This window comes from Collinsella sp. An307 (assembly GCF_002161805.1).
In the GTDB taxonomy this organism is placed as follows: domain Bacteria; phylum Actinomycetota; class Coriobacteriia; order Coriobacteriales; family Coriobacteriaceae; genus Coprousia.
On sequence record NZ_NFIP01000002.1, the window covers coordinates 150,311 to 173,369 of the forward strand.

Sequence of the window (23,059 nt, forward strand, 5' to 3'; positions counted from 1 at the left end):
GTTGGCTACTCTGTCACGAGGGACTTGTAGCCGTCGATCGTGTACTCGCCCGAGATGCGCACGCGCGGGAGCGACCGCACGTCGTCACCCGGCTCTGCCCAGCGGTTCTCGGTCGTGAAGGCGCAGAGGATGCCCGCGTCATCCACAGCGGCGCGCGCGTCATCGGTCACATCGCCATAGGGGTAGGCGAGCGCCTCGCTCGTGCCGACCACCGCCTGCGCCTGCTTGAGGTCGTCTGCAATCTCCTCTCGGCTGAGCGCAGAGACGATGCCGCCGTGGCCGATGGTGCCGCCTGCGCGGTGCATGTTGTAGGAATGCGACTGGAAGCTCACGTACGGGCTTGCGTTCGCCACGACGCGATCCGCGGCGTCTGCCTCGCTTGCGATGATGAACGAGGTCGCGGGGACCTTGTACTCCTCCAGAAGCTCGATGCCGCGCGAGAGGAAGCCCGCCTCGCCATCGTCAAAGGTGAGCACGATGCTTTTTGCGGGCAGGCTGTGCGTGCCCTCAAGGTAGGCACGGACCTCCTGGTAGGAGGGGAAGTAGAAGTCGTTCTCGGTGAGGTAGGCCAGCTGCTCGGCAAGCTTGGTGTCGAGCAGGTAGTTGCCGTTCAGGTTCTCGGGCGGGGCGTCTTGCGTATAGACGTAGTGGTACATGAGGACAGGGACGCCCGTTTGCATGGTGTCCATCTCGTCCACCACGTGCACGTGGCGCTCGGCCGTGGCCGTGCCGCCGTCGGGGTCGGCAACGGAGTAGGTGACGGTGTAGTCGCCCGCGCGCGATGCGTCGACGTCGCCCGTGACCTCTATTGCATCGTTCAAGATGCCGTGGACGGGGTCGGTGGCGTGCGCGCCCGCCTCGAGGTAGTTCTCACCGGCGAGCACAAAGGTATCGGCGTCGCCGTTGAGGCCGATGACGATGTCGCTTGTTGTTGCTGCGGAGTCCTCGATGATGGCGCTGTCGCCGGCGCTCGGGGTGACGGCGCTGGTGATACCGCCCACGATGGCGCCCGCAAGAGAGATAACACCCCAGAGGGCGATTCCCGCGAGGGCGAGCGCGCCGAGCGCGAAAAGCCAGGTGGCGCGCGACGATCGCCGTGCCGATGCCTGCGGTGCGCGGCGCCGTGCCTGCACGCGTGAGGCGCTACTTGCTGTAGCGCACCGGGGTTGCGTGCGCGCTGCGGAACTCGGGCTGCGCCGCGCGGTGGCGGCGTGGCGATTTGCGGAGGGCGCCGCTCCCGGGGCGCGCCTCATGTGGGGGCGCGTGCCTCCGCCTTGCGTGCTCGGAGTCCGTCTCTCGGCCATACTATCTCCCCCTAACGCCGCTGCGGTGCAATGAGCGCACACGCTGCCTGCTATTTTGCGAACATGCTCTTGAGGTTGAACTCCGCTTGGACGGTACGCAGCATAAGGTCGGTGTCGTCAAGACCAAGATGGCGCTCCGCCTCGTCCTGAGAGAGGGTGCCGCGGCGGCGCGCCCAGTTCTCGAGGCTCGCCGGGGCGGACTCGCGGGGCAGCGAAGATACCTCGCTGTCGAGCTTTCGGCAGATGTCGCGCGAGTCGACGACCACGATCTTACCGGCGCGGCGCGCCTCGGCATACCCGTCGAGGTGAAGCATGAACCACGAGTCCTCAAAAGCGGCGTTGTGTGCCATAACGGGGTAGCGCTTCATAAGGCGCAGAAGCTTTGCCTGGAGCTTTTTGCTCTCACGGAAGGGTGTCTTGCCCTCGATGTCCGCCCACGTGATGTGGTGGATGTGCTCGAGGGGCACGCCCGCGGTCTTGTAGGGGTCCTCGGGAATGCCAAAGAACTCCGCCTCGCCGTCGCGCGGGACGGCGTCGCTCGTGAGGTCCATGAGCTCCCAGCCGACGTTTAAGATGTAGCCGCGCTCGGGGGCGGTGCCGGTGGTCTCGATATCGATGCCGAGCACGCAACCCTTGATGGGTTTGCGCACGTAGGCTACGGCATAGGCGTTGCGGTCGCCGCGCACCTCGCGGGCGACGGAGGCGGCGGAGCGCTTCTGCAGGGCGCCGATGCCCGCACAGAGGTCCTCATCTGACAAAGCGCGCGAGAGAAAGCCGCTCGAGAGGTTGCGCAGACGCGACTCGCCGATGGCGTCGCACACGGCGCGGTTGCGGTCTCCGAGTTCGCGCACGAGGTCATAGGAGAAGGGCTCCTCCTCGGCGGCGCGCCACTCGGTATCAAGTGTCTTCATGGCGTCCTCGCCCTTCAGGCGCTCGGCCTCGACGACCTCGTAGCCGCTGCCAAAGATGAGCTCGGGAAAGTAATAGGAGTTGGCGTAGTCGAGTGCGTCCTGGACCTTCAAGGGATCTCTCCTCTCGGCGCGTCGCGCGTCCTGTGTGCGCGGCGTGCGAATTGTTTGCTATATGAAACTCGTGTAGTACCATACCTTCGCCGCCACACAGTGCAACCGCTCGCGGCAAGAAGGGTATGAACCCCACACATCCAACCATGATAGGAGATTTCTTCCTATGGAGCTCATCGAGCACATCGTATTTCACAGCATCGAGGACACGCTCTCGTTGGTGCCGTTTCTCTTTATCACCTACCTCGTCCTCGAGGCGCTCGAGCATATGGCGGGCGACCGCGCTGGTGCCCTGGTGCGCCGCGCCGGCGCGGCGGGGCCGGTCATCGGTGCTGTTCTGGGGATTGTTCCGCAATGCGGTTTTTCCGCCATGGGTGCTACGCTCTACGCCGGTCGCGTCATCACGCTGGGCACGCTTGCGGCGGTGTTTCTCTCCACTTCCGACGAGATGCTTCCTCTGCTTGTTGCCGAGCAGGTAGATGCAGCTACGGTCGTGCAGATTCTGCTCGTGAAAGCCGTTATCGCAGCGGTGGTTGGCCTTGCTGTGGACGCGTGTTTGCGTGCGCTTCGCAAGAACGCCCGCGCCCACGAGGCGCTTCGCCGCGGGGTGCTCGGACAGGCGGCGGGGGCCTCCTCAGGCGCGCCCGATCTGATTGACGAGCTTTCTGAGGCGGGGGAGGGCGCTGGCCACATCCACCGTCTTTGCGAGCGCGACCACTGCGGCTGTGAGGATGCGGAGCCGAACGGCGCCGATCGCGCCTCCTTCGAGCCCGGTGACGATGCGCGCCCCGTTTCTGCGACGGCTGCGCATGCGCATGACCATGAGGGTGGGGAGGGGTTGCACGAGCACCACCATCATCACGGCGGCGCACTCGCTATCGTGCGTAGCGCCCTTTCCCATACGGTTCAGGTGACCATCTTCATCTACGCCGTTACCCTGTTGCTCGTTGCGGTGCTCGAGACTGTCGGCGAGCCCGCGCTCGCGGCGTTTCTCGCCGGTAACGAGGCGCTTGCCGTTATCGCCTCTGCGCTCGTGGGCCTCATCCCCAACTGCGCGGCGAGTGTGGTCGTAACGCAGCTCTATCTCGAAGGCGTGCTTTCCTTCAACGCGATGATCGCCGGCACGCTTGTGGGCGCGGGGACTGGTTTTCTCGTCCTGTTCCGTACGAACAGAAGCGCGCGCGAGAACCTCGTCATCCTTCTTCTGCTGCTTGCGGTCGGTGTGGCGAGCGGCTTTGCGCTCGGGCTTGTTGGCTTCTAGGCGAGCGCAGTCTTACGCTGGCTGTTTCACGAGGCAAAATCCGAGGTAATGAACCCGCGAGGCACCTCATGCAAGAATCGAAGTAGTGAACCCGCGAGGCGAATCTTGCAATAATTGAGGTAGTGAACCCCAAAATGCGCGATTCGGCGCCTTTCTTGACGTCGGGTTCACTACCTCAATTATTGCAGGCCTTCTATCTGCGCTTCTTTCGCGAGTTCTTTCTCGGGTTCACTACCCGGGTTCACTACTTCGATTTTTGCATGAAACGTGGCGCCAAGCACATGGGGCGCGGTGCCAGGCACATAAAGCAAGGCGCCGGGTGCATGGGACACGGCGCTCTTTACGGTTTGCTTACGGCTGCTTTTCCGCTGCTCGCCTAGGAAAACCGGTCCTGCTGCCCGTGCTTTGCCCTCTTCGGCGCATGCGCAACCCTTACCGTTTCCCGGCAACCGATGACGCACCTTTTACGGATGTATGACACGCGAGCCTCACCATGGCGAGTGTTCGAATCCGTGAAAGGAGAATCGCATCATGCTCAACGACTGCTCAATGACGCAGGTCGCCGGCACCATCGCGGCGCTCATGGGTGTCGAGGCGCCTGCGGCCGCCGCTGAAGCTTACCCGTTGCCGCACGCCCTCATGACCGCCTCGGGTATCGATCGCGCCGAGCGCGCGCTTATCTTCTGCCCCGATGCGGTGGCGATGTGGCTCTATCAGCGCTACACCTCGTGGTACGCGCCCGTACTTGCGCATGCGCCGCTCGCCCTGCCGGTGCGCACCGTCCTTCCCTCGGTCACGCCCGTCTGCTTTGGGACCATGTTTACCGGCGTCACACCGCACGTGCACGGCATCGAGTGTTACGACAAGCACGTCCTTGCGCAGGACTCCCTTTTCGATGCGTTCGTGCGTGCCGGCAAGCGCGTGGCGCTCGTTGCCGTCGCCGATTCGAGTTTTGACATCCTGTTCTCCGATCGCGCCATCGACCGGCACATCCTGCCTTACGACGGAGAGGTGAACGAGCGTGCCAAGGAGCTCATCGAGGCGGACGAGCACGATGTCATCGTGGTCTATAACCAGCAGTTCGACGACGTGATGCACGCGACCTATCCCGAGTCCAAGCCCGCGCTCGAGGCGCTCCGCCGCCACATCGCCGCTTTCGACGAGCTTGCTTCCGTTGCGGATGCCGCCTGGGCGGCTCACGATCGCCTGGTGGCGTGGCTTCCCGACCACGGCGTGCACATTGCCGACAACGGCCACGGCCAGCATGGCTCGGACCGCGAGGACGACCTCAACACGCTGCATTTCTACGGTTTCAGTCCCGCTCGTCGGGCGTAGCGGGCGCACGCAGCGGCGTCCCACATTCGCAAGGAGTTAGGTAATGGCAAAAATCGTATGCAAGGACCTTAAGAAGAGCTACGACGGCAAGACCGAGGTGCTCGGGGGCATCAACCTCGAGATAGAGGAGGGCGAGTTCTTTATCCTCGTCGGGCCCTCCGGCTGCGGCAAGTCGACGCTTCTGCGCATCATCGCCGGCCTCGAGGGCGTTTCCTCCGGTGAGCTCATCATGGACGGCGAGCTCGCCAACGAGATGCTGCCGCGCGAGCGCAACCTCACCATGGTGTTTCAGAGCTACGCGCTCTACCCGCACCTCACGGTCCGCGACAACATCCTCTTCGGTCTCGACGTCAAGAAGGTGCCGAAGGCCGAGCAGGAGCAGCGCCTTGCCGAAGCTGCCGAGATACTCGGCCTCACCGACTACCTCGACCGCAAGCCCCGTGCGCTGTCGGGCGGTCAGCGCCAGCGCGTGGCCCTCGCCCGCAGCGTCTGCAGCCACGCGCCGCTCTGCCTTATGGACGAACCGCTCTCCAACCTCGACGCTAAGCTCCGTGCGTCCATGCGCGTTGAGATCCGCCGTCTCCAGCAGCAGCTCGGCCTCACGGTCATCTACGTCACGCACGACCAGGTTGAGGCGATGACCATGGGAGACCGCATCGCGGTGCTCTCGGCCGGGCGCATCCAGCAGCTGGGCACGCCGCTCGAGCTCTACAACCACCCGGCGAACGAGTTCGTGGCGACCTTCATCGGCACGCCGCAGATGAATATGGCGGTTGCCGAGGTGGCGCCCGAAGGCTTGGTTCTCAACGGCGGCCTCACGGTCCCGCTCTCCGAGGCGGACCGGGCAAAGCTTCCCATGGGGCAGCGCTGGAAGATCGGCTTTAGGCCCGAGCAGGTGTATCCGGCGACGGCGACGAGCGTGCATGACACGGAGGTCACCGTGGTGAGCTCCGAGATGATGGGCAACGAGACCCTCATCTTCTTCGATGTCGCGGGAACCCTCTTTACCGCTCGCTGGCAGGGTCAGCACCGCATCGCCGATGGCGCCACGCTCCATGTGAGCCTGGACCCGCGCTACGCGCACTTCTTTGACGTGAACACCGGTTCGCTCCTGCGCGCCGCCGAGGACTTGGACGAGCTCGGTGTGCGCAGCACGTCTGCCGCGGGCGCCGCTGCGGCGGCGCATATCGAGGCCGCGCCCGCAGCGGCGGAGTAGGGGGCTGCCATGTCTAAACATTCTGTCGCCCCCAAGGCCGTGCCCGCTGCGACGGCCGTTCCGCCCCGCGAGGCGCCCGGCGAGCGAAGAACCCTCGCCGGCTGGGTGTACCTGCTCCCCTCGGTCGCCATCTTTGCGATCTTTGTCATCTACCCGTTCGGCCGCACCATCATAACGAGCCTTTTTGCCACCACGCCGGCGGGCGGCCTCACGCAGTTTATCGGCATCGATAACTTTGTCACCCTCCTCACCGATCCGCTCTACACCCAGGCGATTGTCAATACGCTCGTCTACGTGCTCCTAACGGTACCGGCGACCATCGTGATCGCGCTTTTGCTCGCCGTGCTCACTGCGCAGGACCTGCCCGGCATGGGGGTCTTCCGCACGATCTTCTCGGCCACGATGGGCATTTCGGTCGCCGCGGCCGCCGTCTTCTGGAATCTGCTCTTCAACGCCAACTCCGGCGTACTCAACCGCATCATCGAGTTCTTTGGTGGCGAGGGCGTCGGCTGGCTCATCGACCAGAATGTCGCGCTCCTCTCGGTCTCGATCATCTCCATCTGGATGAACATCGGCATGGCCTATCTCATCCTGCTCGGGGCGATCAAGAGCATCGACGATTCGTATTACGAGAGCGTCGAGATCGTGGGCGGCGGGTTCTGGTATCGCCTCCGCCGGGTCACGGTGCCGCTCATCTCGCCGTCGCTGTTCTTTGTGCTGACCATCACCGTCATCGGTGCGTTCCAGTCCTTCGGCCTTATCGACATGCTCACGCAAGGCGGACCCAACAACGCCACGGTGCTGCTCATCTACCGTCTCTACCGCGATGCGTTCGTGAACTTCCGCATCGGGTCGGCGTCCGCCCAAGGCGTGATCCTCTTTGCGGTGATCTTTGTTATCTCCTACATCCAGACCAAGCTTACCGAGGACAAGGTGACCTACCAATGATGCCCTTCTCCAAGAAATCGTCCGGTCGTGTGGCGGGCTCCGGTCTGCGCACGAGTAAGTCCGGGCTCGTTGCGACCTACGCGGTCTTGACCATCGCTGCCGTGGCGATTGGCTTTCCCATCCTGTTTTCCATCTCGCTGTCGTTCACCCCGCTCGAGGACATCATCAACGGCGTCTTTATCCCCACGTCGCTGTTTCTCGACAACTACGTGAACGCCTTCGAGGCGCAGCCCTTCGCCCAGTTCATCGTCAACTCCGTGGTCGTGGGCGTGGCCGGCACGGCGCTGCAGATCCTCTTCTCCATGCTCGCTGCCTATGCGCTCGTGTTCATCCCCTTTGGCGGTAAGCGCATCATCTTCCTCGTCATCATGGCGACCATGATGATTCCCGCCGAGGTCCTCGTGGTCACGAACTTTCAGACCATTCGCGCCATGGGTCTCATCGACACCTACGCTGGTCTTATCCTGCCCGGCGTGGCCACCACGTTTGGCATCTTCCTCTACCGGCAGAACATGATGCAGATTCCCTCCGAGCTCAAGGAGGCAGCGGACGTGGCGGGGCTTTCCCGCTTCCAGTTCTTCGTCCGTGTGGTGGTGCCCATGGTCATGAACACCACGGTGACGCTTGCAATCTACTTCTTCCTGGTGACGTGGAACGCCTACCTGTGGCCGCTCGTCTCCACCACCAACAACACGGCGCGTACGGTGCAGATTGGCCTGCGTACCTTAAACAGCTCCGAGGGTCTCTCCGACTTTGGCATGATGGCTGCCGGCGCCGTGATCACGTCCATCCCCACGCTCCTGCTCATCTTCTTTGGCCAGAAGCGCCTGCAGGAGGGCATGACCAAGGGCGCGCTCAAGTAGCGCCTGTCCGCTCGGCGTCGCGCGGCTCGTTGCCCCGCGCCCTGCGGCGCCTCGTTCGCTGCGCCCGGAGCCCGCTATCGGGTGTGCAGCGCCTCGTTTTTGCTACCCGGTGCGTATACGCACGGTAGATAGTCCGGTTTGGACCCCAATTGTTGGTAACACGAAAGGAAACCCCATGATTCAGCAGAACCTTACCCGCCGCTCGTTTCTGACCCTCGCCGGCCTCGGCATCGCCGGCACCGCCCTTGCCGGTTGCTCCGGTGGCGGTGGCGCCGCCGCCGAGACCACCGAGGACGGCAAGACCGTAATCCTCTTCTGGAACTCCATGGACGGCAGCCGCGGCGACGCCCTTCAGAAGGTCGTCGACGGTTTCAACGCGCAGTCTGACGAGTTCGAGGTGCGCTCCGAGTACCAGGGCAGCTACGACGAGTCCACCGGTAGCTTCTTCAACATGGCAAACGGCGCGGGCGCACCGGCGATTGTGCAGATCGGCGAGCAGAACCTCCAGGCCATGATCGACTCCGGGCTCGTTGCCAATGTCTCCGAGCTCATTTCCGCCCAGAGCTTTGACGATTCCGACCTCCTCGAGCAGGCCGTGAACTTCTACACCTACGACGGCGCGATGTACGCCATGCCGTTCAACTGCTCCTGCCCGGTCGTCTACTACAACCAGGACGTTCTCGACGCTGCCGGCGTGACCGAGCTGCCGACCACGTTCGAGGGTCTCACCGCTGCGGCCGAGGCCATTGCCGCATCGAGTGACGTCACGCCCGTCGGCCTCTACGCGTACGGCTATGCCCTCGACCAGATGGTCACCAACATGGGCGGCTACGTGGTCAACAACGAGAACGGTCGCAAGGAGCGCTGCACCGAGGTCGCCTACCGCGATCAGATGGCGGTGATCTTCAACTGGGTCAAGTCCCTGAACGACGCCGGGCAGTTCAGCCCGTTTAGCTCGGGCGACGACGCCATCAGCGGCTTCTCGCAGCAGCAGTGCGCCATCTACATCGACACCTCTGCCTCCGCGCGCCAGATCATCGACGCTTGCTCGTTCAACGTGAGCATCGGCTTTCTGCCGGTCGAGGAGGGGACTGAGGCTATGGGCATCTACGCGGGTGGCGGCGCCCTCTGCATCGCCGACGGCCTTTCCGAGGACGTTGCACGCGGCGTGATGGAGTTCTGCGCCTACGCGACCTCTCCGGACGTCCAGGCAACCTGGGCGGGCGACACCGGCTACTTCCCGATTTCCAACGGTGCCTACGAGACCGAGACCCTCTCGGCGGTGTATGGCGAGTACCCGCAGCTCCAGGTTTCCGCCGAGCAGCTGCGCAGCTCTAAGGTGAATAACATCACCGCGGGCCCGCTTTGCTCGCAGCTTCCGCAGCTGCGCACCGACCTCCAGACGGCGCTGCAGTCTGTCTTCAACGGCGGCGATGTGGACGAGGCGCTCGACACCGCGGTGCAGTCCACCAACACCGCCATCGAGAGCGCCAACCAGGGTGTGGCGTAGCCTGCTGATTCGTGCGCGTTAGAGGATCCTTTGCGGGGCCGGTCTTAGGACCGGCCCTTTTCGACCGATCCGTTTTCTTGTTTTGGGCGCTAGACAAAGCGGCGCGCTCGTTTGTGCCCAGCCGCCTTGCGCGCTTCGAGGCCCCGGCGCCGCGCTTCATGCAAAAACTGAGGTAGTGAACCCTTGTTACGTTTTTTGCAAAAAATGAGGTAGTGAACCCGGTAATGAATACGGGGGCAAACCCACTGGAAGAAGCACTGGTAGAGAGCCTGCAAAAATCGAAGTAGTGAACCCGGTGCCTAGAAAGGTGCTAAATCACGCATTATCGGGTTCACTACCTCAATTCTTGCAAGATTCGCCTCGCGGGTTCACTACCTCACTTTTTGCATGAAACTAAGAAGCGGGTTCACCACCTCGACTTTTGCCTGGGGCGCAACAAAGTGGGCCCGGGAGGCAATCCCGGGCCCACTGCTTTGTCTCAAACTTGATGCAGCTTGGCGCGCACCCGCGCAACTAAGCGCGCAACTGCGCAGCCTAGAGGCTCAGCGCGCGATGCGGTGGATGAAAAGGCCGCTGCGCAGCTTGGGTTCAAACCAGGTCGACTTGGGCGGCATCAGAAGGCCGGCGTCCGCCACGGCGAGGAGCTGGTCGATCGTCGTGGCGCACATCGAGAACGCAACGCCGTCTGCGCCTGCGCGGCGCTCAAGCTCGGCGGTGCCGCGGATGCCGCCGACAAAGGAGATGCGGGCGTCCTCGCGCGGGTCGCCGATGCCGAGGATGGGGCCGAGCACGCGGTCCTGCAGAACCGACACGTCCAGAGACTCGACCGGTCCCGCCTGCGCAACGGCAGAGGCGAGTTCGGGCGTGAACGAGAGACGGTACCAAGACCCTGCCGTGAAGAGGCCCATCACGCCAACCTCGGTGGATTCGACCGGCTCGGACGATGGCTCAACGGTAAAACCAGCCTCGTGGATGCGGGCGATGAGCTCGTCTACGCTCAGGCCGGCGCGGTCGGACACAACACGGTTGTAGGGGAGGATCGTGAGCTCGCTTGCCGGGAAGAGGACGGACAGGAAGTAGTTGAAGGGCTCCTTGCCGGTGTAGGTGCCCGCCTCCTGCGCAGCGGCGCGCATCTCGTGCGCCACGCGCATGGCGGAGGCGGTGCGGTGGTGCCCGTCGGCGATATACGCGCAGGGTACGCGGGCGAACATCTCGCGTATGGCCTCAACGCTCTCGGGGCGGCGCACTTCCCAGACGCGTTGGTGCACACCCTCCGCATCGGTAAAGTCGTACAGGGCCTGACCGGTCTTCACCTGCGCGAGGATAAACGAGAGCACCGGCTCGTCGCGGTAGGTGAGAAAGATGGGGCCGGTCTGACAGCCAAGCGCGCGGATATGCTCGATACGGTCGCGCTCCTTCTCGGCGCGCGTGTTCTCGTGCTTCTTGATGATGCCGCTGTCGTATTCGTCAACCGAGCAGATGGCGACGACGCCCGTCTGTGTGCGCCCGTTTTGCGTGAGCTCGTAGAGGTAGTAGCTCATCGATGGGTCTGCCTGGTAGACGCCTTCATCAATGCGCTCGTGCAAAAGCTCGGCGCCACGGGCGTAGACCTCGGGCGCGTACATGTCCGCGTCGGGGGCGAACTGCGTCTCGGGGCGGTCGATAGCAAGAAACGACAACGGGTGGTTGGCCACGTAGGCGGCAGCCTCGGCGCGGTCGAAGACGTCGTAGGGGAGCGCGGCCACCTCGGCTGCCCGCTCGGGCACCGGGCGGATGCAGGGGAACGGCAAAACCTTCATGGTGATCCTTTCAGCATGGTGGAGCCGGTGCAGGGGCGCACCGGCCCATGTACGCCTATTGTACCGTCCGCGCAGGTGGCGCCGGCGGTCTTGTGTCCCTTGCCGCAATCCCTTACGCGGCGATGACCCACCCCTGCCCGGCGCTTTGCGCGCAGAGCAGCTACTTGCGCGGCGCCTTACGCGTTGCCTTACTTGATTACGCGCACGCGGTAGACGGCGGGAATCTTCTTCAGGGCGTCGATGGTCGATTGGTCGAGGTGCTCGTCGGTATCGAACATGGTGTAGGCGTTCTCACCGGCGCTCTCGTTGACCATGCGCTGCACGTTTGCGTTGTCCTTGGCGAGCACGGCGGTGATCTGACCGATCATGTTGGGCACGTTGGCGTGCAGGCAGGCGACGCGGCTTGCGGCGCGCGCCTTGCCCATCGAGCAGGCGGGGTAGTTGACCGAGTGGGCGATATTGCCGTTTTCGAGGTAGTCCTTGAGCTCAGAGATGGCCATATCGGCGCAAAGCGCCTCCGCCTCGCCGGTGCCGGCGCCGGAGTGCGTGGTGATAAAGGTGTTGGGCATGAGCACCGTCTTGGGCGTGGCAAAGTCGGTGGCAAACCACGCGAGCCCGCCCTTGTGGAGCGCGGTGTCCACCGCGTCCTCGTCAATGATGGTCTCGCGCGCAAAGTTGATGAGGATGGCCCCGGGGGCGAGAAGCGCGAGTTGCTCGGCGCCGATCATGCCGATGGTGTCCGCCTTGGAGGGTACGTGCAGTGTTAGATAGTCGCACCCGCGGCAGAGGTCCTCCAGGGTTCCCACGCGCTGCACGTCGCGCGAGAGCTCCCAGGCGTGCTCGACGGAGATGAAGGGGTCGTAGCCATAGACGTCCATGCCGAGGTTGACGCAGGCGTTGGCGACTTTGGAGCCCACGTTGCCGAGGCCGATGACACCCACGCGCTTGCCGGCGAGCTCGCGGCCGACGAAGGCCTTCTTGGCCTTCTCGGCATCAGCCATGATGTCGGGGTCGCAGGCGTTGTCGCGCACCCACTGCATCGACTGGACGATGCCGCGGCTGGAGAGGATCATCATGCAGAGGACCATCTCTTTGACGGCGTTGGCGTTGGCGCCCGGCGAGTTGAACACCACCACGCCGCGGCGAGCGTACTCCTCGATGGGAATGTTGTTGACGCCCGCGCCGCAGCGCGCGATGGCGCGGATGCCGGCGGGCAGGTCGTAGCCGTGCAGGTCGGTCGAGCGCATGAGAATGGCGTCGGCGTCGGCGGCGTCCTCCACAAAGTCGTAGCCCTCACCGAACTCGACGTCGCCGTCTTTGGTGATGTCGTCGATCGTCTTGATGTGGCGCATGGATATCTCCTATCGATGGTCGTTCTCAAAGTCGCGCATGTAGGCGGCGAGCGCCTCCACGGCTTCAAGAGTGACGGCGTTGTAGATGCTCGCGCGCATGCCGCCCGTGGAGCGGTGGGCGCGCACGCCCTCGATGCCGCGTTCGCGTGCGCCCGCGATGAACGCCTCGTCGAGCTCGGTCGTGGCACAGCGGAAGGTCACGTTGGCGATAGAGCGGGACGCGGGCTCGGCGTGCGAGCGGAAGACGTGGCTTTTGTTGAGCAGGTCGTAGAGGATGGCCGCCTTCTTGCGGTTGCGCGCCTCGAGCGCCGCAAGGCCGCCCTCGGCCTCCGCCCAGCGGAAGACCTTGCCCGAGAGGTAGATGCCAAAGGTGTTGGGCGTGTTCATCATCGAGCGCGCATCCGCCTGGCGCCGGTAGCTCATATAAGAGGGGCAGTACGCCTTGGCAGGGCCGTCGCCAACAAGGTCGTCGCGCACGATGATGACGGTCACGCCCGCAACGCCGCCGTTCTTTTGCGCTCCGGCATAGATGAGCCCGTAGCGGCTCACGTCGATGGGCTCCATTAGAAAGCAGCTCGACACGTCGGCAACAAGCGGCGTCTCACCGGTATCAGGCAGTTCGTGGAACTGCGTGCCGTAGATCGTGTTGTTCTGGCAGATGTAGACGTAGTCGAGTTCCGTCTCGCGGCAGCGCTCGGCAACCGGTGCGAGGTCGGGGATGCGGTCGTGGCCGTTCGCCTCGCTCGTGGCGAGCACCTCGATCTCGCCGTACTTTTCGGCCTCTTCCTTGGCGAGGCGCGAGAAGAGCCCCGTCACCAGATACCCCGCGCGCCCGCGACGCATGAGGTTCATGGGGATGCCGGCAAACTGGAGGGTAGCCCCGCCCTGGAGGAAGAGCACGCGGTAGTTGTCGGGGATAGCCATAAGGCGGCGAAGCGTTGCCTCGGCATCCTCGATGATGTCGGTGTAGGCGGCGGAGCGATGGCTCATCTCCAGGACCGACATGCCCGCACCGCGGTAGTCGAGAAGCTCGTCTTGAACCTCGGTGAGGATGCTTTCGGGAAGTGTCGAGGGGCCGGCGGAGAAGTTGTAAACGCGCGCCATATCGGATGCTCCTTGAATCGCTTTGCGCTGCCCCGCGGGGTCGCGCCTAAAGTCAAACGCTGTGGGTCGTACCATAGCATAGTAGACGGCGCGCATGCGCAGGTGCCGCGCAATCCCGACCAATGCAGTCAGATTAACGCGGCGGAAACGCAACCCCCATAAGAACGCAAGCGATGCGGCGCGGGCGCCTTTATAATGGAGGGGATGGGAAGGAGGCCCCATGGCGATCTTTGTTACCTCTGATGCGCACGGGCACGTACGCGCACTCGACCAGGCGCTCGAGCTTGCGTCGCCCTCGACAGACGACACCATCTATGTGCTGGGCGACATGACCGATCGCGGGCCGGACCCCATGGGTGTGGTCAAACTGGTGAGAAGCCTTCCCAACGCGCGTGTCCTTATGGGCAATCACGAGCGCATGCTGCTCGACGTTCTCAACGAGACGGGGGATTTCGACAGCTTCACCTGGTCGCTGAACGGCGGCCTTACCACGGCGACGGGTCTCGATAGCCTTCCGCACGAGGAGTTTATCGACACGCTGGACTGGATCGGCTCCCTGCCGTTGTTCGATATCGTCCATACCGACGAGCGCACCTGGATCCTCGTTCACGCCGGGATCGATGCGCTGGAGGCACGCGCCTATCTGGCGACCGCGGGGGTGGACGTGTCAGATGGCGCCGGCGCCGCTGCCGCCACGGAGGAGGTCCTGCGCGCGATGATGGAGCAGCAGGACCCCGAGACGCTCCTGTGGACGAGGGCTGAGTTTTGGGGCGCGCCCACCGGGCTTGTCGGAGCGGACGGGAGCGGTCCTGTGGTGGTGGCGGGTCATACGCCGTCGATCTACATCGCGCGCTATGCGGACCTGCCCGATTCAGACGGCGTTACCGCCGAGGGCCTGGGGCGCATCGTGCATGTGGGCGCCCGCGAGGCGACGGGAGGCGTGGCCGACCGCATCGACATCGACTGCTCCGCCGCGGCGGGCGCGGGCCAGGGCCGCGTGGGCGTCATGCGTCTCGACGACGGCGAGATGTTTTACGCAACCATCAAGAGCGGCGAGTAGCGCGCCGGCATGCTGCTGCCGCGCGCTTAGCGGTCGAGAAACGGGTTGCGGTCCCGTGCGATGGCGTGCTGGATGCGGATGTACTCGAGCACAAGAAGCACGAGCAGAAGCACCATGGTGCCAAGATAGCTCGCCACGGCTCCGGTGAGGCCGATGAGGTTCACGAGCACAAGCGAGAGCGCGAGCGAGGCCGCCGTTGCGATGAGATAGAGTTTCATCACGCCCTCCTGCCGGCGCAGGATAGTGATCACCGCGTAGAGAAAGTCGATGGCTGCCGTCACGCCGCCGGCGATGACCATGAGGGTCGCGAGCACGGCAAAGCGCCCAAAGTCCACGCCGTAGAGCACGCTCATGACAGGAAGTCCCAGCCCCTGCATGAAGAGGGCCATGACAATGGTGATGAGGGCGATTACGCCCATCACTGCGGCGACGATGAGATTGAAGCGACGCCGCCGGCGTGGGCTCGCCCAGATGCTCGTCAGGCGCAGGAGCTGAGGCTTGTAAAGTGCGCCCACCGTGAGGAGGATTCCCTGCGCGGGGAAGTAGAGAGCGTTGAAGTAGAGCTGGTTCTCGTAGGCAAGAGCGCCTTCCATCACGAACTTGGGGATGCTCTCGATGAGGTTGAAGAGGAAAAGCGCGCAGAACAGGGGGAAGCACTGGCGGAAGAGGAGTGTGACCTCGTCGGTGTGCGGCGGCCGCGACTTCTCGGTCTCGAGTAGGGCGAGCGGGGCGGTAAGAAGCGCAAAGCTCGCCACCGCGACGATGGCCATCACAACCGAGGCCACGCCGAGGTTGCGCGTCACAAAGAGGGCGAGGGCGAAGGCGCCCACCGTAGCGGCGGAGCGCACGGTTTGCGAGATGCCGGCGAGGTAGAGTTTGTCGGCCTGCTGGAGCCTGCCCTCGTAGACGTCGGCCACGCCGTCGATGAGCTTGTAGATGAACACGCCGAGGCAGATGGTTGCCATGTAGCCGTCGTAGCCGCGAAGGGAAACGTAGGCAACACCTGCCACGCCCGCGAGTATCGCCACCAGCCAGCGGTGAATCTGGTAGGAGGAGAAGGCGCACGCCTCGTCGAGGTCTGAGACCTGGAAGTTGCGCACGCCGTAGTAGGTAGCGATCATAAGGAGGGTGCCCACGATGAAGGCCATCGAGAACATGCCCGCCTCCTCGACGCCGGCGAGCTGCGTGGCAACCACGGTGAGGAAGGGGAACGTGAGGCCCCAGACGGACGTGCCCACGGTGTTCCAGACGTAGTCGCGCCGGGTGCTATGCGACTCGTAGAGCTCCTCCTGCTCGCTGAGCGAGCCCTGGTAGACGGACTCAAGCAGGCGCGTCCACCATTGGTTGGCAAGACGGGCGAGGTAGGGCGCCTCGTCGCGGCGGCGCGGGCGCGCTGGTGCGTTCGCAGCGCTTCTACGCCCGTTGCCGGCAGAGCGTTGCTCTCGCTTCCGAGAGGGTGCGTCGCCTGCGATGCGCTTACGGATGTTGGACAAAGGATTCAAGGTCGCACTGCTCCTTGGATGAGGTTTCGCAATTTCGCGACATTATACCCGGGGGAGAGAGGCCATGCCTCTCGTGAGCCGATCGGGACAACAGGGTTTCACCCTGTCCTTTACAGCCTCCGCTCAGATGCCTGCCGGCCAGCGGCAAGTGGCAAGGTCGACCTTGCCCGCGGGCGTGAAGCGGACGCCCTCCTCCTCAAGAAGGCCTCGCTGAACATCGATGCCACCGAAAGCAAAGCCCTCGCAGAGGCTTCCGTCTGCGAAGACGACGCGATGGCAGGGGACGATACCCGGCCGCGGGTTGGCGTGCAGGGCAAAGCCTACGTAGCGTGCGCGACGCGGTTCTCCGATGAGGCGCGCAATCTGGCCGTAGGTAGCGACCATGCCGCGGGGAATCTGCTCCACCATCGTATACACGCGCTCGAAAAACCCTTCGCGATCCATATGCTCCACCTCATACGCGCTCGATTGTGCCAAACGGTATCTTGATTGTACCGATTGGGCAGGCGATGGTACCGATAAGGCGCCCAGCCGCACAACGAGCGGGAGTATCTGCCGGCTAATCTGCGGCGCACCCCCGGGTGTCATTGTGCGGTATCCTTCTGGTGTCTTTTGCCTCTTCTCATCTGGGAGCTTATATGGATGTCCTGTCCTTTATCCTTGCGCTCGCGCCGATTCTTTGGCTCGTGGCCGTCTTGCTCGTGCTCAAATGGCCGGCTTGGCGCGCGGCTGCCGGGTCGCTTGTCATAGCATGCCTTCTGGCAGCGACATGGTGGGGCCTTCCCGTGGATAACGTTGCCACGGCGGCTCTCGAGGGTTTTCTCATGGCGCTTTGGCCCATCGTCGTGGTCATTATCGCGGCGGTCTTCACCTATAACCTGTGCGTGCGCACGGGTGCCATGGACACCATCTCGCGTATGATCACCTCCATCTCAAGCGACCGGCGCATCCTCGCACTGCTCGTTGCCTGGTGCTTTGGCGGCTTTATGGAGGGAATGGCGGGCTTTGGCACCGCGGTGGCAATACCTGCGGGCATGCTCGCCGCGCTCGGCTACGCGCCCCTTCCCGCCGTGCTCATGTGCCTTCTCGCCAACGGCGTGCCCACGCCCTACGGCTCCATCGGCATCCCCACGGTCTCGCTTGCCGACCTGGTGGGGCTCGATGCTTCTTCGCTCGCATTCACGCAGATGATCCAGCTTGCCCCCTTCTTTATCGTCGCGCCGTTTCTTATCGTTGCCGTTGCAGGCAAGGGTGCGGAGCCCGATGCGGGCACCCCGTCGCTTGCCGCGCGCTTCCGCGGCGTTTCGCTGGTGGCGCTCGCAGCCGGTGTGTCCTTCACCGTGCCGGCGCTCCTTGTGGCCGCGTTCGTCGGCCCGGAGCTTACCGTCGTGGTGGGCAGCATCTGCTCGCTCGGCGTGACCGCCGCCCTCGCACGGCGTGCGGAGAAGTCGGGTACACTCGATGCGGCGTATCGCATGCAGCTTGCCGCGCCGAAAACCGAGGCTGTATCAGCGGATGGCGCGGGAGGGGAGACCGCGCTCACACTGGCAGCCGCCCTGCGCGCCTGGTCGTGCTTCATTCTGATCTTCGTGCTTTTGCTGAGCACCTCCAAGCTCGTTGCGCCCGTGAACGCCGCCCTCGCCCCGCTCTCTTCGACGGTTACCGTCTACAACGGGGCAGACCCGGGCACGCTTTCCTTCAGCTGGGTCAACACGCCGGGCGTGCTGATCTTTATCGCCGCCCTTATAGGGGGCCGTATCCAGGGTGCGACCCTGAGCGTTATGGCGGAGGTCCTTGTGGCGACGGTCCGGCAGATGATGCCGACGGTGGCCACCATGCTCTCGGTGCTCGGTTGCGCAAAGGTCATGGGGTACGCCGGTATGATCTCGGACATCTCGGCGTTTTGTATCGCCGTCGCCGGTGGCCTTTACCCGGTGCTTGCGCCATGGATCGGCATGGTGGGTACCTTCGTTACCGGCTCGGGTACAAGCTCGGGCATGCTGTTTGGACAGGTTCAGGCCGAGGCCGCGGCCGCTCTTGGCATGAACGAGGTCTGGACGGTCGCGCTCAACTCACTCGGTGTGGCCGCGGGCAAGATGCTCTCGCCCCAAACGCTCGCCATCGGGCTTGCCGCGGTGCGCGTGCGCGGTAAGGACGCCGAGCTTCTGGGAGCGGTGCTGCCCTTTGCCCTCGGGTTTCTCGTAATCATGTCCGCCATCGCCATGGCGGGCGCCTACCTGATGCCGTAATAAGGTAAACCAAGGCTAACTTATGGAGAGGATGTGAATCGCACTGGCGAGCGTCTCCCATACAGAGAGTTTGCTAAAGTTAACTCAACGACAGGGCGGGTACCAGGCGATGAAAGAACCTCCCTTGTCCAGTTGATATCGCATCGCTCCCCTCTGTGCGATCAACGGTGCATACGAAAAGGCCCGCCGCAGATGCGACGGGCCTTTTCGTTGTTATAGGTGCGCCTGTGTCGGTTAGTTCAGGTAGCCGGAGTAGACCCAACCTTGGGTGCCGTTGTAGTCGATGAGCACCCAGCCGTCGGCGGACTGGTCGAGTGGGCTCACCTGTGTGTCCTTGGCGAGCACGCCGATGCGGCGACCGCTGTTGCGCGGCTCGGCGCGCACGTTAAGGGGAGCGGTGGTGGTGAGCTTGTTCATGGTGCTCGAGGTGCCGCCGGCAACCTCATCGTTCATGACATTCTTGCCCACGGTGTCGCCCGGGTCGGATGCCTCGTCGTTCATGACGTTCTTACCGGCGGTGTCGTTGGGGTCGTCGTAGCCGCCCTTGGTGAAGGAGAGGTACTCGCCGTAGCAGTAGCCGGTCTGGCCCTTGTACTCGACGCGGAACCAATGGTTCTCCTTGTGGGTGACCGCCACGGCCTCATCGGTGTTGAGAACGCCGATGACCTTGCCGTGCATATCGGCCTCGCTGCGGACGTTTAGCGGGCAGATGGCAAACATCTCGGTCTGCTTGCCGTCGTGGACGGTGCTCTCGGCCGTGCCCTCGAAGTTGAGCCAGCGGTAGTAGCAATAGCCCTCGGTGCCGTTGTAGTTGACGTGGTACCAGCCGTCACGGCTCATGCCGTAGACCTCGACCGAGGTGCCCTGGGGCATAACGGCAACAACCTTGCCCTGCATGGAGGCGTCGGCGCGGAGGTTGAGCGCGGCGGTGGTCGCCATGGTGCAGACGCCCTCGGCGGCGAAGGCGGTGGCGGGGGTGCCGAGCGAGAGGCCGGCGGTGAGAAGGGCGGACGCCGCGATGGCGCCGAGCACGATCTTGGGTGAACGCTTGAGCATGGGGTACCTTTCTGTTTCGTGTCTATGGTGCGGATGCACCGCGGGCAAGTCTATCAAAGGTCCCAGGCAAAACGGCGGCCGTCCACTTGGGATGACCGCCGTTCAACAAGCAGTTAAGGGAATATGGATAACCTGCGGTTACCTTGTTGTGATTATGCGTGCTCCGGCTCGATTACGCGCCTCACGAGCTCCTCGAAAGCGCCTGCCTCGCAATCGGTATCGAGGACGAGGTCGCACCAGGGGCGCACGTCGTCGGTGACGTTGGCCACGCCCACACCGAGCCCCGCCGCCTGGATCATGGCGAGGTCGTTTGCTGAGTCGCCGACGCCGATGGTGTCGGCCATGTCGATGCCGAGGACGCGGGCAAGATGCGCAAGCCCCGTGCCCTTGTCCACGCCGGCGGGCATGCACTCGACGTAGCGGTTGGAGGAGTAGGTGATGTCGAGGGGAGCCCCCGCGAAGCGCTCGCCGAGCTCGGCGCCCAGGCGCTTTGCGACGGAGAAGTCGGGGTCCATGAGAATCATCTTCACGATGGGCTCGTCGCCTGCAAAACTAAGGTCGCTCCAGCTATCGTCGATAAACTCCACACCGGCGATGCCCTCGACCTTCTGGCGCTCAAACTCGGGCGCAAACTGGATGAGGATACGCCCGCTCGGCGTGTAGGCGTGCACGCACTGGCGGCGTTCGAGGGCGAAGGAGTAGATGCCCTCTGCGATGGTGCGGTCGAGCGTGGTGGAGATGATCGGCTCGTCCTCGTCGAAGCGGTTGACGAAGCCGCCGTTGTAGGAGATCACATAGGTGTCGCGCATGAGCTCGGGGTCCACGCCCGAGAAGCTTGCCACGATGGATTGGTAGGGGCGGCCCGAGCACGGCACAAAGAGCACGCCGAGCTCGCGCATGCGCGCAAGGGCGCGCACGTTGGCCTCGGGCAGGCGGTGCCCGGCACCGAGGAAGGTCTCGTCCATATCGCTGGCGATAAGGCGGTACATGGCTCTCCTATCTCGTGGGGCTCGAAAAGAACGTCGGCGGCGGCGCAAATCGCCGCGCAAGGACAGGCGGGCGACGCGATGCGCGCGCTAGTACACCATGCCCATGGCCTCGCGCACCTCGTTAAGCGTTGCCTCGGCAATCTCGTTGGCGCGGCGGTTGCCCTCGTGGAGGACGTCCTTGACGTAGTCGAGGTCCTGTTCAAAGCGACGACGGCGCTCGCGGATGGGCTCAAAGTAGCTGTTGACCGCCTCGGTCACGTACTTCTTGAGCGCGCCGGCGCCGCTCATGCCAATCTCCTCGGCAATCTCGACTTCGCTGCGGCCGGTGCAGATGGCAGCAGTAGAGAGGAGGCCGGACACGCCGGGGCGCGCCTCGGGATCGAAGGTGATCATGCGCTCGGGGTCGGTCTGGCTCTTCTTGATGCGCTTGGCGGTCTCCTCGGCCGTCATGGAGATGGAGATGGCGTTGCCGTAGGACTTGCTCATCTTGCGGCCGTCGAGGCCGGGCAGAAGCGGCGTGTCGGAAAGCAGGGCGTCAACCTCGGGGAAGACCGTGCCGTAGCGGTTGTTGAACTTGCGGGCGATAAGGCGGGTGAGCTCGATGTGCGGCAGCTGGTCGCGGCCGACCGGCACGACGTTGCCCTTGCAGAAGAGGATGTCGCACGCCTGGTGCACCGGGTAGGTGAGCAGAAGGCCCGTGAGCTCGTGGCCCGAGGCCTCCATCTCCGCCTTGACGGTGGGGTTGCGCTGGAGCTCCGCCTCAGAGACGAGCGAGAGGAAGGGGAGCATGAGCTGGTTGCACGCCGGGACCGCAGAGTGCGCGTAGATCATGGTCTTCTTGGGGTCGATGCCGCAGGCAAGATAGTCCATAACCATGTTGTAGACGTTGTCTTGGATGTGCTCGGTGGTGTCGCGGTCGGTGATGACCTGGTAGTCGGCAATGAGCACAGCGGTGTTGACGCCCATGTTCTGCAGCTCGACGCGGCGCTTGATGGTACCAAAGTAATGGCCGAGGTGAAGGCGGCCGGTGGGACGGTCGCCGGTGAGCATGCGATAGGCACTCGGGTTCTTCTCGAGGTCGGCAGCGATCTCGTTGCTGCGGCGCAAAGCGGTCTCGTAGCTGCGTTCGTTGGGCATGTTCGTGCTCCTTGTCTTTGTCTGACGGCCGGGGGAGGGCCCCTACTGGTCGTCGTGAAGGTGCGTGTGGATGCGGTGGATTTCCTCGCGGATCTCCTCGCGATGCTCGGCGCGCTGGCGCTCCTCGGCCTCTTCCTCCTCCTGGAAGGCGGGGTCGTCCGGGGTTACGAGCTCGTCGGTGTGCGTCTTAGGATTGTAATGGTGGCGCAGCACCGGTTCAAACAGATGCAGGCGCATAGCAAACGCGGCGGAGCAGACGAGAAGGAGGATGAAGATGAAGATGCGCGCCTCGACGGTGACCTGGTTGATGACCGTCGCGCCGAGGGCGAGCAGGATGCACCACGCATAGATGAGAAGGACCGCCTGACGCTGGTCGTAGCCCTCTTGGATGAGGCGGTGGTGGATGTGGCCTTTGTCGGCCTGGCCGATGCTCACATGCGCGCGTTTGCGGCGAACGATTGCCGAAAGCGTGTCCAGAATGGGCACGCCCGCCACGATGAGCGGGATAAGAAGCGAGGTCAGCGCGGCGGTGCGGCTCACCGAGAGCAGCGAGATCGTGCCAAGCGCAAAGCCGAGGAGAAGCGACCCCGCATCGCCCAAGAAGATGGACGCCGGGTGGAAGTTGAAGCGCAGGAAGGCGAGGGTTGAGCCAAAGAGTGCGATAGACAGCGCAGCGGCGTCACCTCGGCCGGAAAGCGCGGCGAAACCGAACATCGCAAAGGCGGCGATGGCGGAGATGCCGGTGGCGAGGCCGTCGAGCCCGTCGATGAGGTTGATGATGTTGGCAAAAGCAACGAGGTACACGACCGTGATGGGGTAGGCAAACCAGCCGAGGTCGATATAGGCCCCCGGTACGAAGGGGTTTACAACAGATCCGATGACAAGGCCGCCAGCCGCGGCAACGGCGGCGGCAACGATCTGGCCGGCGAGCTTGGCGCGCGGACGGAGCGAGACAACATCGTCGATAGCGCCCACCGCCGTGATGAGGCAAAACGAGACGGCGAGCATGGGATAGTTGAGCGACATGCTCGGGTGCGGCACCAGAGCGGACGGCCAGCCCCAGTTCCACGTGCCGACAATCTGGAGGATGCAGGCGACTACAAGGCCCGCAAAGACCGCGAGACCGCCCATACGCGGGATGGGGCGCGTGTTGATACGGCGCTTCGAGGGGTAGTCGACGGCGTCGAGACGTATGGCGAGCCGTTTCACCACGGGGACGAGCACATAGGTGGTCGCGAACGCCGCGGCAGCGAGGCATATGTAGGGTAGAAGCGAATCCATGTCTGGTGACCGCCGTGAATCGGGAGCGAATAAGCTGCGACGGTGACCGGCCGGCGGGGACGGCACCAAAT

At 63.9% G+C, this 23,059-nt stretch carries 20 protein-coding genes; 8 read left to right on the top strand and 12 right to left on the bottom strand.

Annotated elements, in window-relative coordinates; translation table 11 throughout:
* Positions 1-5 precede the first annotated feature (5 nt).
* Positions 6-1,133 carry an immunoglobulin-like domain-containing protein gene (locus B5F89_RS02635; RefSeq protein WP_239286643.1) on the bottom strand — a complete coding sequence of 376 codons (1,128 nt, stop codon included), beginning with the start codon at positions 1,131-1,133 and terminating at the stop codon, positions 6-8.
* A gap of 221 nt (positions 1,134-1,354) precedes the next feature.
* The gene (locus B5F89_RS02640; protein WP_087430263.1) at positions 1,355-2,326 is read right to left on the bottom strand and encodes a DNA polymerase III subunit epsilon; all 972 of its coding nucleotides are present in this window, start codon (positions 2,324-2,326) and stop codon (positions 1,355-1,357) included.
* A 166-nt stretch (positions 2,327-2,492) separates the two neighbouring features.
* Here B5F89_RS02640 and B5F89_RS02645 point away from each other — a divergent pair, with 166 nt between their 5' ends.
* On the top strand, positions 2,493-3,587 hold the full coding sequence (locus tag B5F89_RS02645; RefSeq protein ID WP_087430264.1) for a putative manganese transporter: 1,095 nt from the start codon (positions 2,493-2,495) through the stop codon (positions 3,585-3,587).
* Between the two features lie 179 nt (positions 3,588-3,766).
* Here the strand turns inward: B5F89_RS02645 and B5F89_RS10035 are convergent, their stop codons facing one another.
* Complete coding sequence (locus B5F89_RS10035) at positions 3,767-3,919, bottom strand: hypothetical protein (RefSeq protein WP_158098402.1); 153 nt, start codon at positions 3,917-3,919, stop codon at positions 3,767-3,769.
* 199 nt (positions 3,920-4,118) lie between these two features.
* Between B5F89_RS10035 and B5F89_RS02655 the strand changes: the two genes are divergently transcribed.
* The 5 genes from B5F89_RS02655 (at position 4,119) to B5F89_RS02675 (ending at position 9,459) form a co-directional block, all read left to right on the top strand.
* Positions 4,119-4,922 (top strand): hypothetical protein, encoded by an 804-nt coding sequence (locus tag B5F89_RS02655; protein WP_087430266.1) that lies wholly within the window; start codon positions 4,119-4,121, stop codon positions 4,920-4,922.
* A 43-nt stretch (positions 4,923-4,965) separates the two neighbouring features.
* Positions 4,966-6,138 (top strand): ATP-binding cassette domain-containing protein, encoded by a 1,173-nt coding sequence (locus B5F89_RS10310; RefSeq protein ID WP_087430267.1) that lies wholly within the window; start codon positions 4,966-4,968, stop codon positions 6,136-6,138.
* 9 nt (positions 6,139-6,147) lie between these two features.
* Complete coding sequence (locus tag B5F89_RS02665; protein WP_087430268.1) at positions 6,148-7,086, top strand: sugar ABC transporter permease; 939 nt, start codon at positions 6,148-6,150, stop codon at positions 7,084-7,086.
* On the top strand, positions 7,083-7,949 hold the full coding sequence (locus tag B5F89_RS02670; RefSeq protein WP_204230556.1) for a carbohydrate ABC transporter permease: 867 nt from the start codon (positions 7,083-7,085) through the stop codon (positions 7,947-7,949). Before B5F89_RS02665 ends, B5F89_RS02670 begins: the two co-directional genes overlap by 4 nt.
* A 175-nt stretch (positions 7,950-8,124) precedes the next feature.
* Entirely contained in the window at positions 8,125-9,459 is a 1,335-nt protein-coding gene (locus tag B5F89_RS02675) for an ABC transporter substrate-binding protein (RefSeq protein ID WP_087430269.1), read from the top strand.
* Positions 9,460-10,001: 542 nt separating this feature from the next.
* On the opposite strand, the gene B5F89_RS02680 is transcribed toward B5F89_RS02675, so the two are convergent.
* The 3 genes from B5F89_RS02680 to serC form a co-directional block, all read right to left on the bottom strand.
* Entirely contained in the window at positions 10,002-11,258 is a 1,257-nt protein-coding gene (locus B5F89_RS02680) for a DUF1015 domain-containing protein (protein ID WP_087430270.1), read from the bottom strand.
* Positions 11,259-11,446: 188 nt separating this feature from the next.
* Positions 11,447-12,610 carry a phosphoglycerate dehydrogenase gene (locus tag B5F89_RS02685; protein WP_087430271.1) on the bottom strand — a complete coding sequence of 388 codons (1,164 nt, stop codon included), beginning with the start codon at positions 12,608-12,610 and terminating at the stop codon, positions 11,447-11,449.
* Positions 12,611-12,619: 9 nt separating this feature from the next.
* Positions 12,620-13,714: a 3-phosphoserine/phosphohydroxythreonine transaminase gene (gene serC / locus B5F89_RS02690; RefSeq protein WP_087430272.1), complete on the bottom strand. Its 1,095-nt coding sequence runs from the start codon at positions 13,712-13,714 to the stop codon at positions 12,620-12,622.
* Positions 13,715-13,934: 220 nt separating this feature from the next.
* Between serC and B5F89_RS02695 the strand changes: the two genes are divergently transcribed.
* Positions 13,935-14,774 carry a metallophosphoesterase gene (locus tag B5F89_RS02695; RefSeq protein WP_087430273.1) on the top strand — a complete coding sequence of 280 codons (840 nt, stop codon included), beginning with the start codon at positions 13,935-13,937 and terminating at the stop codon, positions 14,772-14,774.
* 26 nt (positions 14,775-14,800) lie between these two features.
* Here B5F89_RS02695 and B5F89_RS02700 read toward each other — a convergent pair whose 3' ends face one another.
* A complete protein-coding gene (locus tag B5F89_RS02700; RefSeq protein ID WP_087430274.1) occupies positions 14,801-16,276 on the bottom strand; it encodes a lipopolysaccharide biosynthesis protein in 1,476 nt (491 codons plus the stop codon).
* Positions 16,277-16,399: 123 nt separating this feature from the next.
* Entirely contained in the window at positions 16,400-16,720 is a 321-nt protein-coding gene (locus B5F89_RS02705) for an MGMT family protein (RefSeq protein WP_087430275.1), read from the bottom strand.
* Between the two features lie 194 nt (positions 16,721-16,914).
* Between B5F89_RS02705 and B5F89_RS02710 the strand changes: the two genes are divergently transcribed.
* On the top strand, positions 16,915-18,525 hold the full coding sequence (locus B5F89_RS02710; RefSeq protein ID WP_087430276.1) for an L-lactate permease: 1,611 nt from the start codon (positions 16,915-16,917) through the stop codon (positions 18,523-18,525).
* Between the two features lie 234 nt (positions 18,526-18,759).
* Here B5F89_RS02710 and B5F89_RS02715 read toward each other — a convergent pair whose 3' ends face one another.
* From B5F89_RS02715 to B5F89_RS02730, 4 genes are all read right to left on the bottom strand, one after another.
* A complete protein-coding gene (locus tag B5F89_RS02715; protein ID WP_087430277.1) occupies positions 18,760-19,581 on the bottom strand; it encodes an SH3 domain-containing protein in 822 nt (273 codons plus the stop codon).
* Positions 19,582-19,733: 152 nt separating this feature from the next.
* Positions 19,734-20,570 (bottom strand): HAD family hydrolase, encoded by an 837-nt coding sequence (locus B5F89_RS02720; protein WP_087430278.1) that lies wholly within the window; start codon positions 20,568-20,570, stop codon positions 19,734-19,736.
* 87 nt (positions 20,571-20,657) lie between these two features.
* Positions 20,658-21,707, bottom strand: a complete 1,050-nt coding sequence (gene trpS, locus B5F89_RS02725) for a tryptophan--tRNA ligase (protein ID WP_087430279.1) — start codon at positions 21,705-21,707, stop codon at positions 20,658-20,660.
* Between the two features lie 42 nt (positions 21,708-21,749).
* On the bottom strand, positions 21,750-22,988 hold the full coding sequence (locus tag B5F89_RS02730) for an MraY family glycosyltransferase (RefSeq protein WP_087430280.1): 1,239 nt from the start codon (positions 22,986-22,988) through the stop codon (positions 21,750-21,752).
* Positions 22,989-23,059 lie beyond the last annotated feature (71 nt).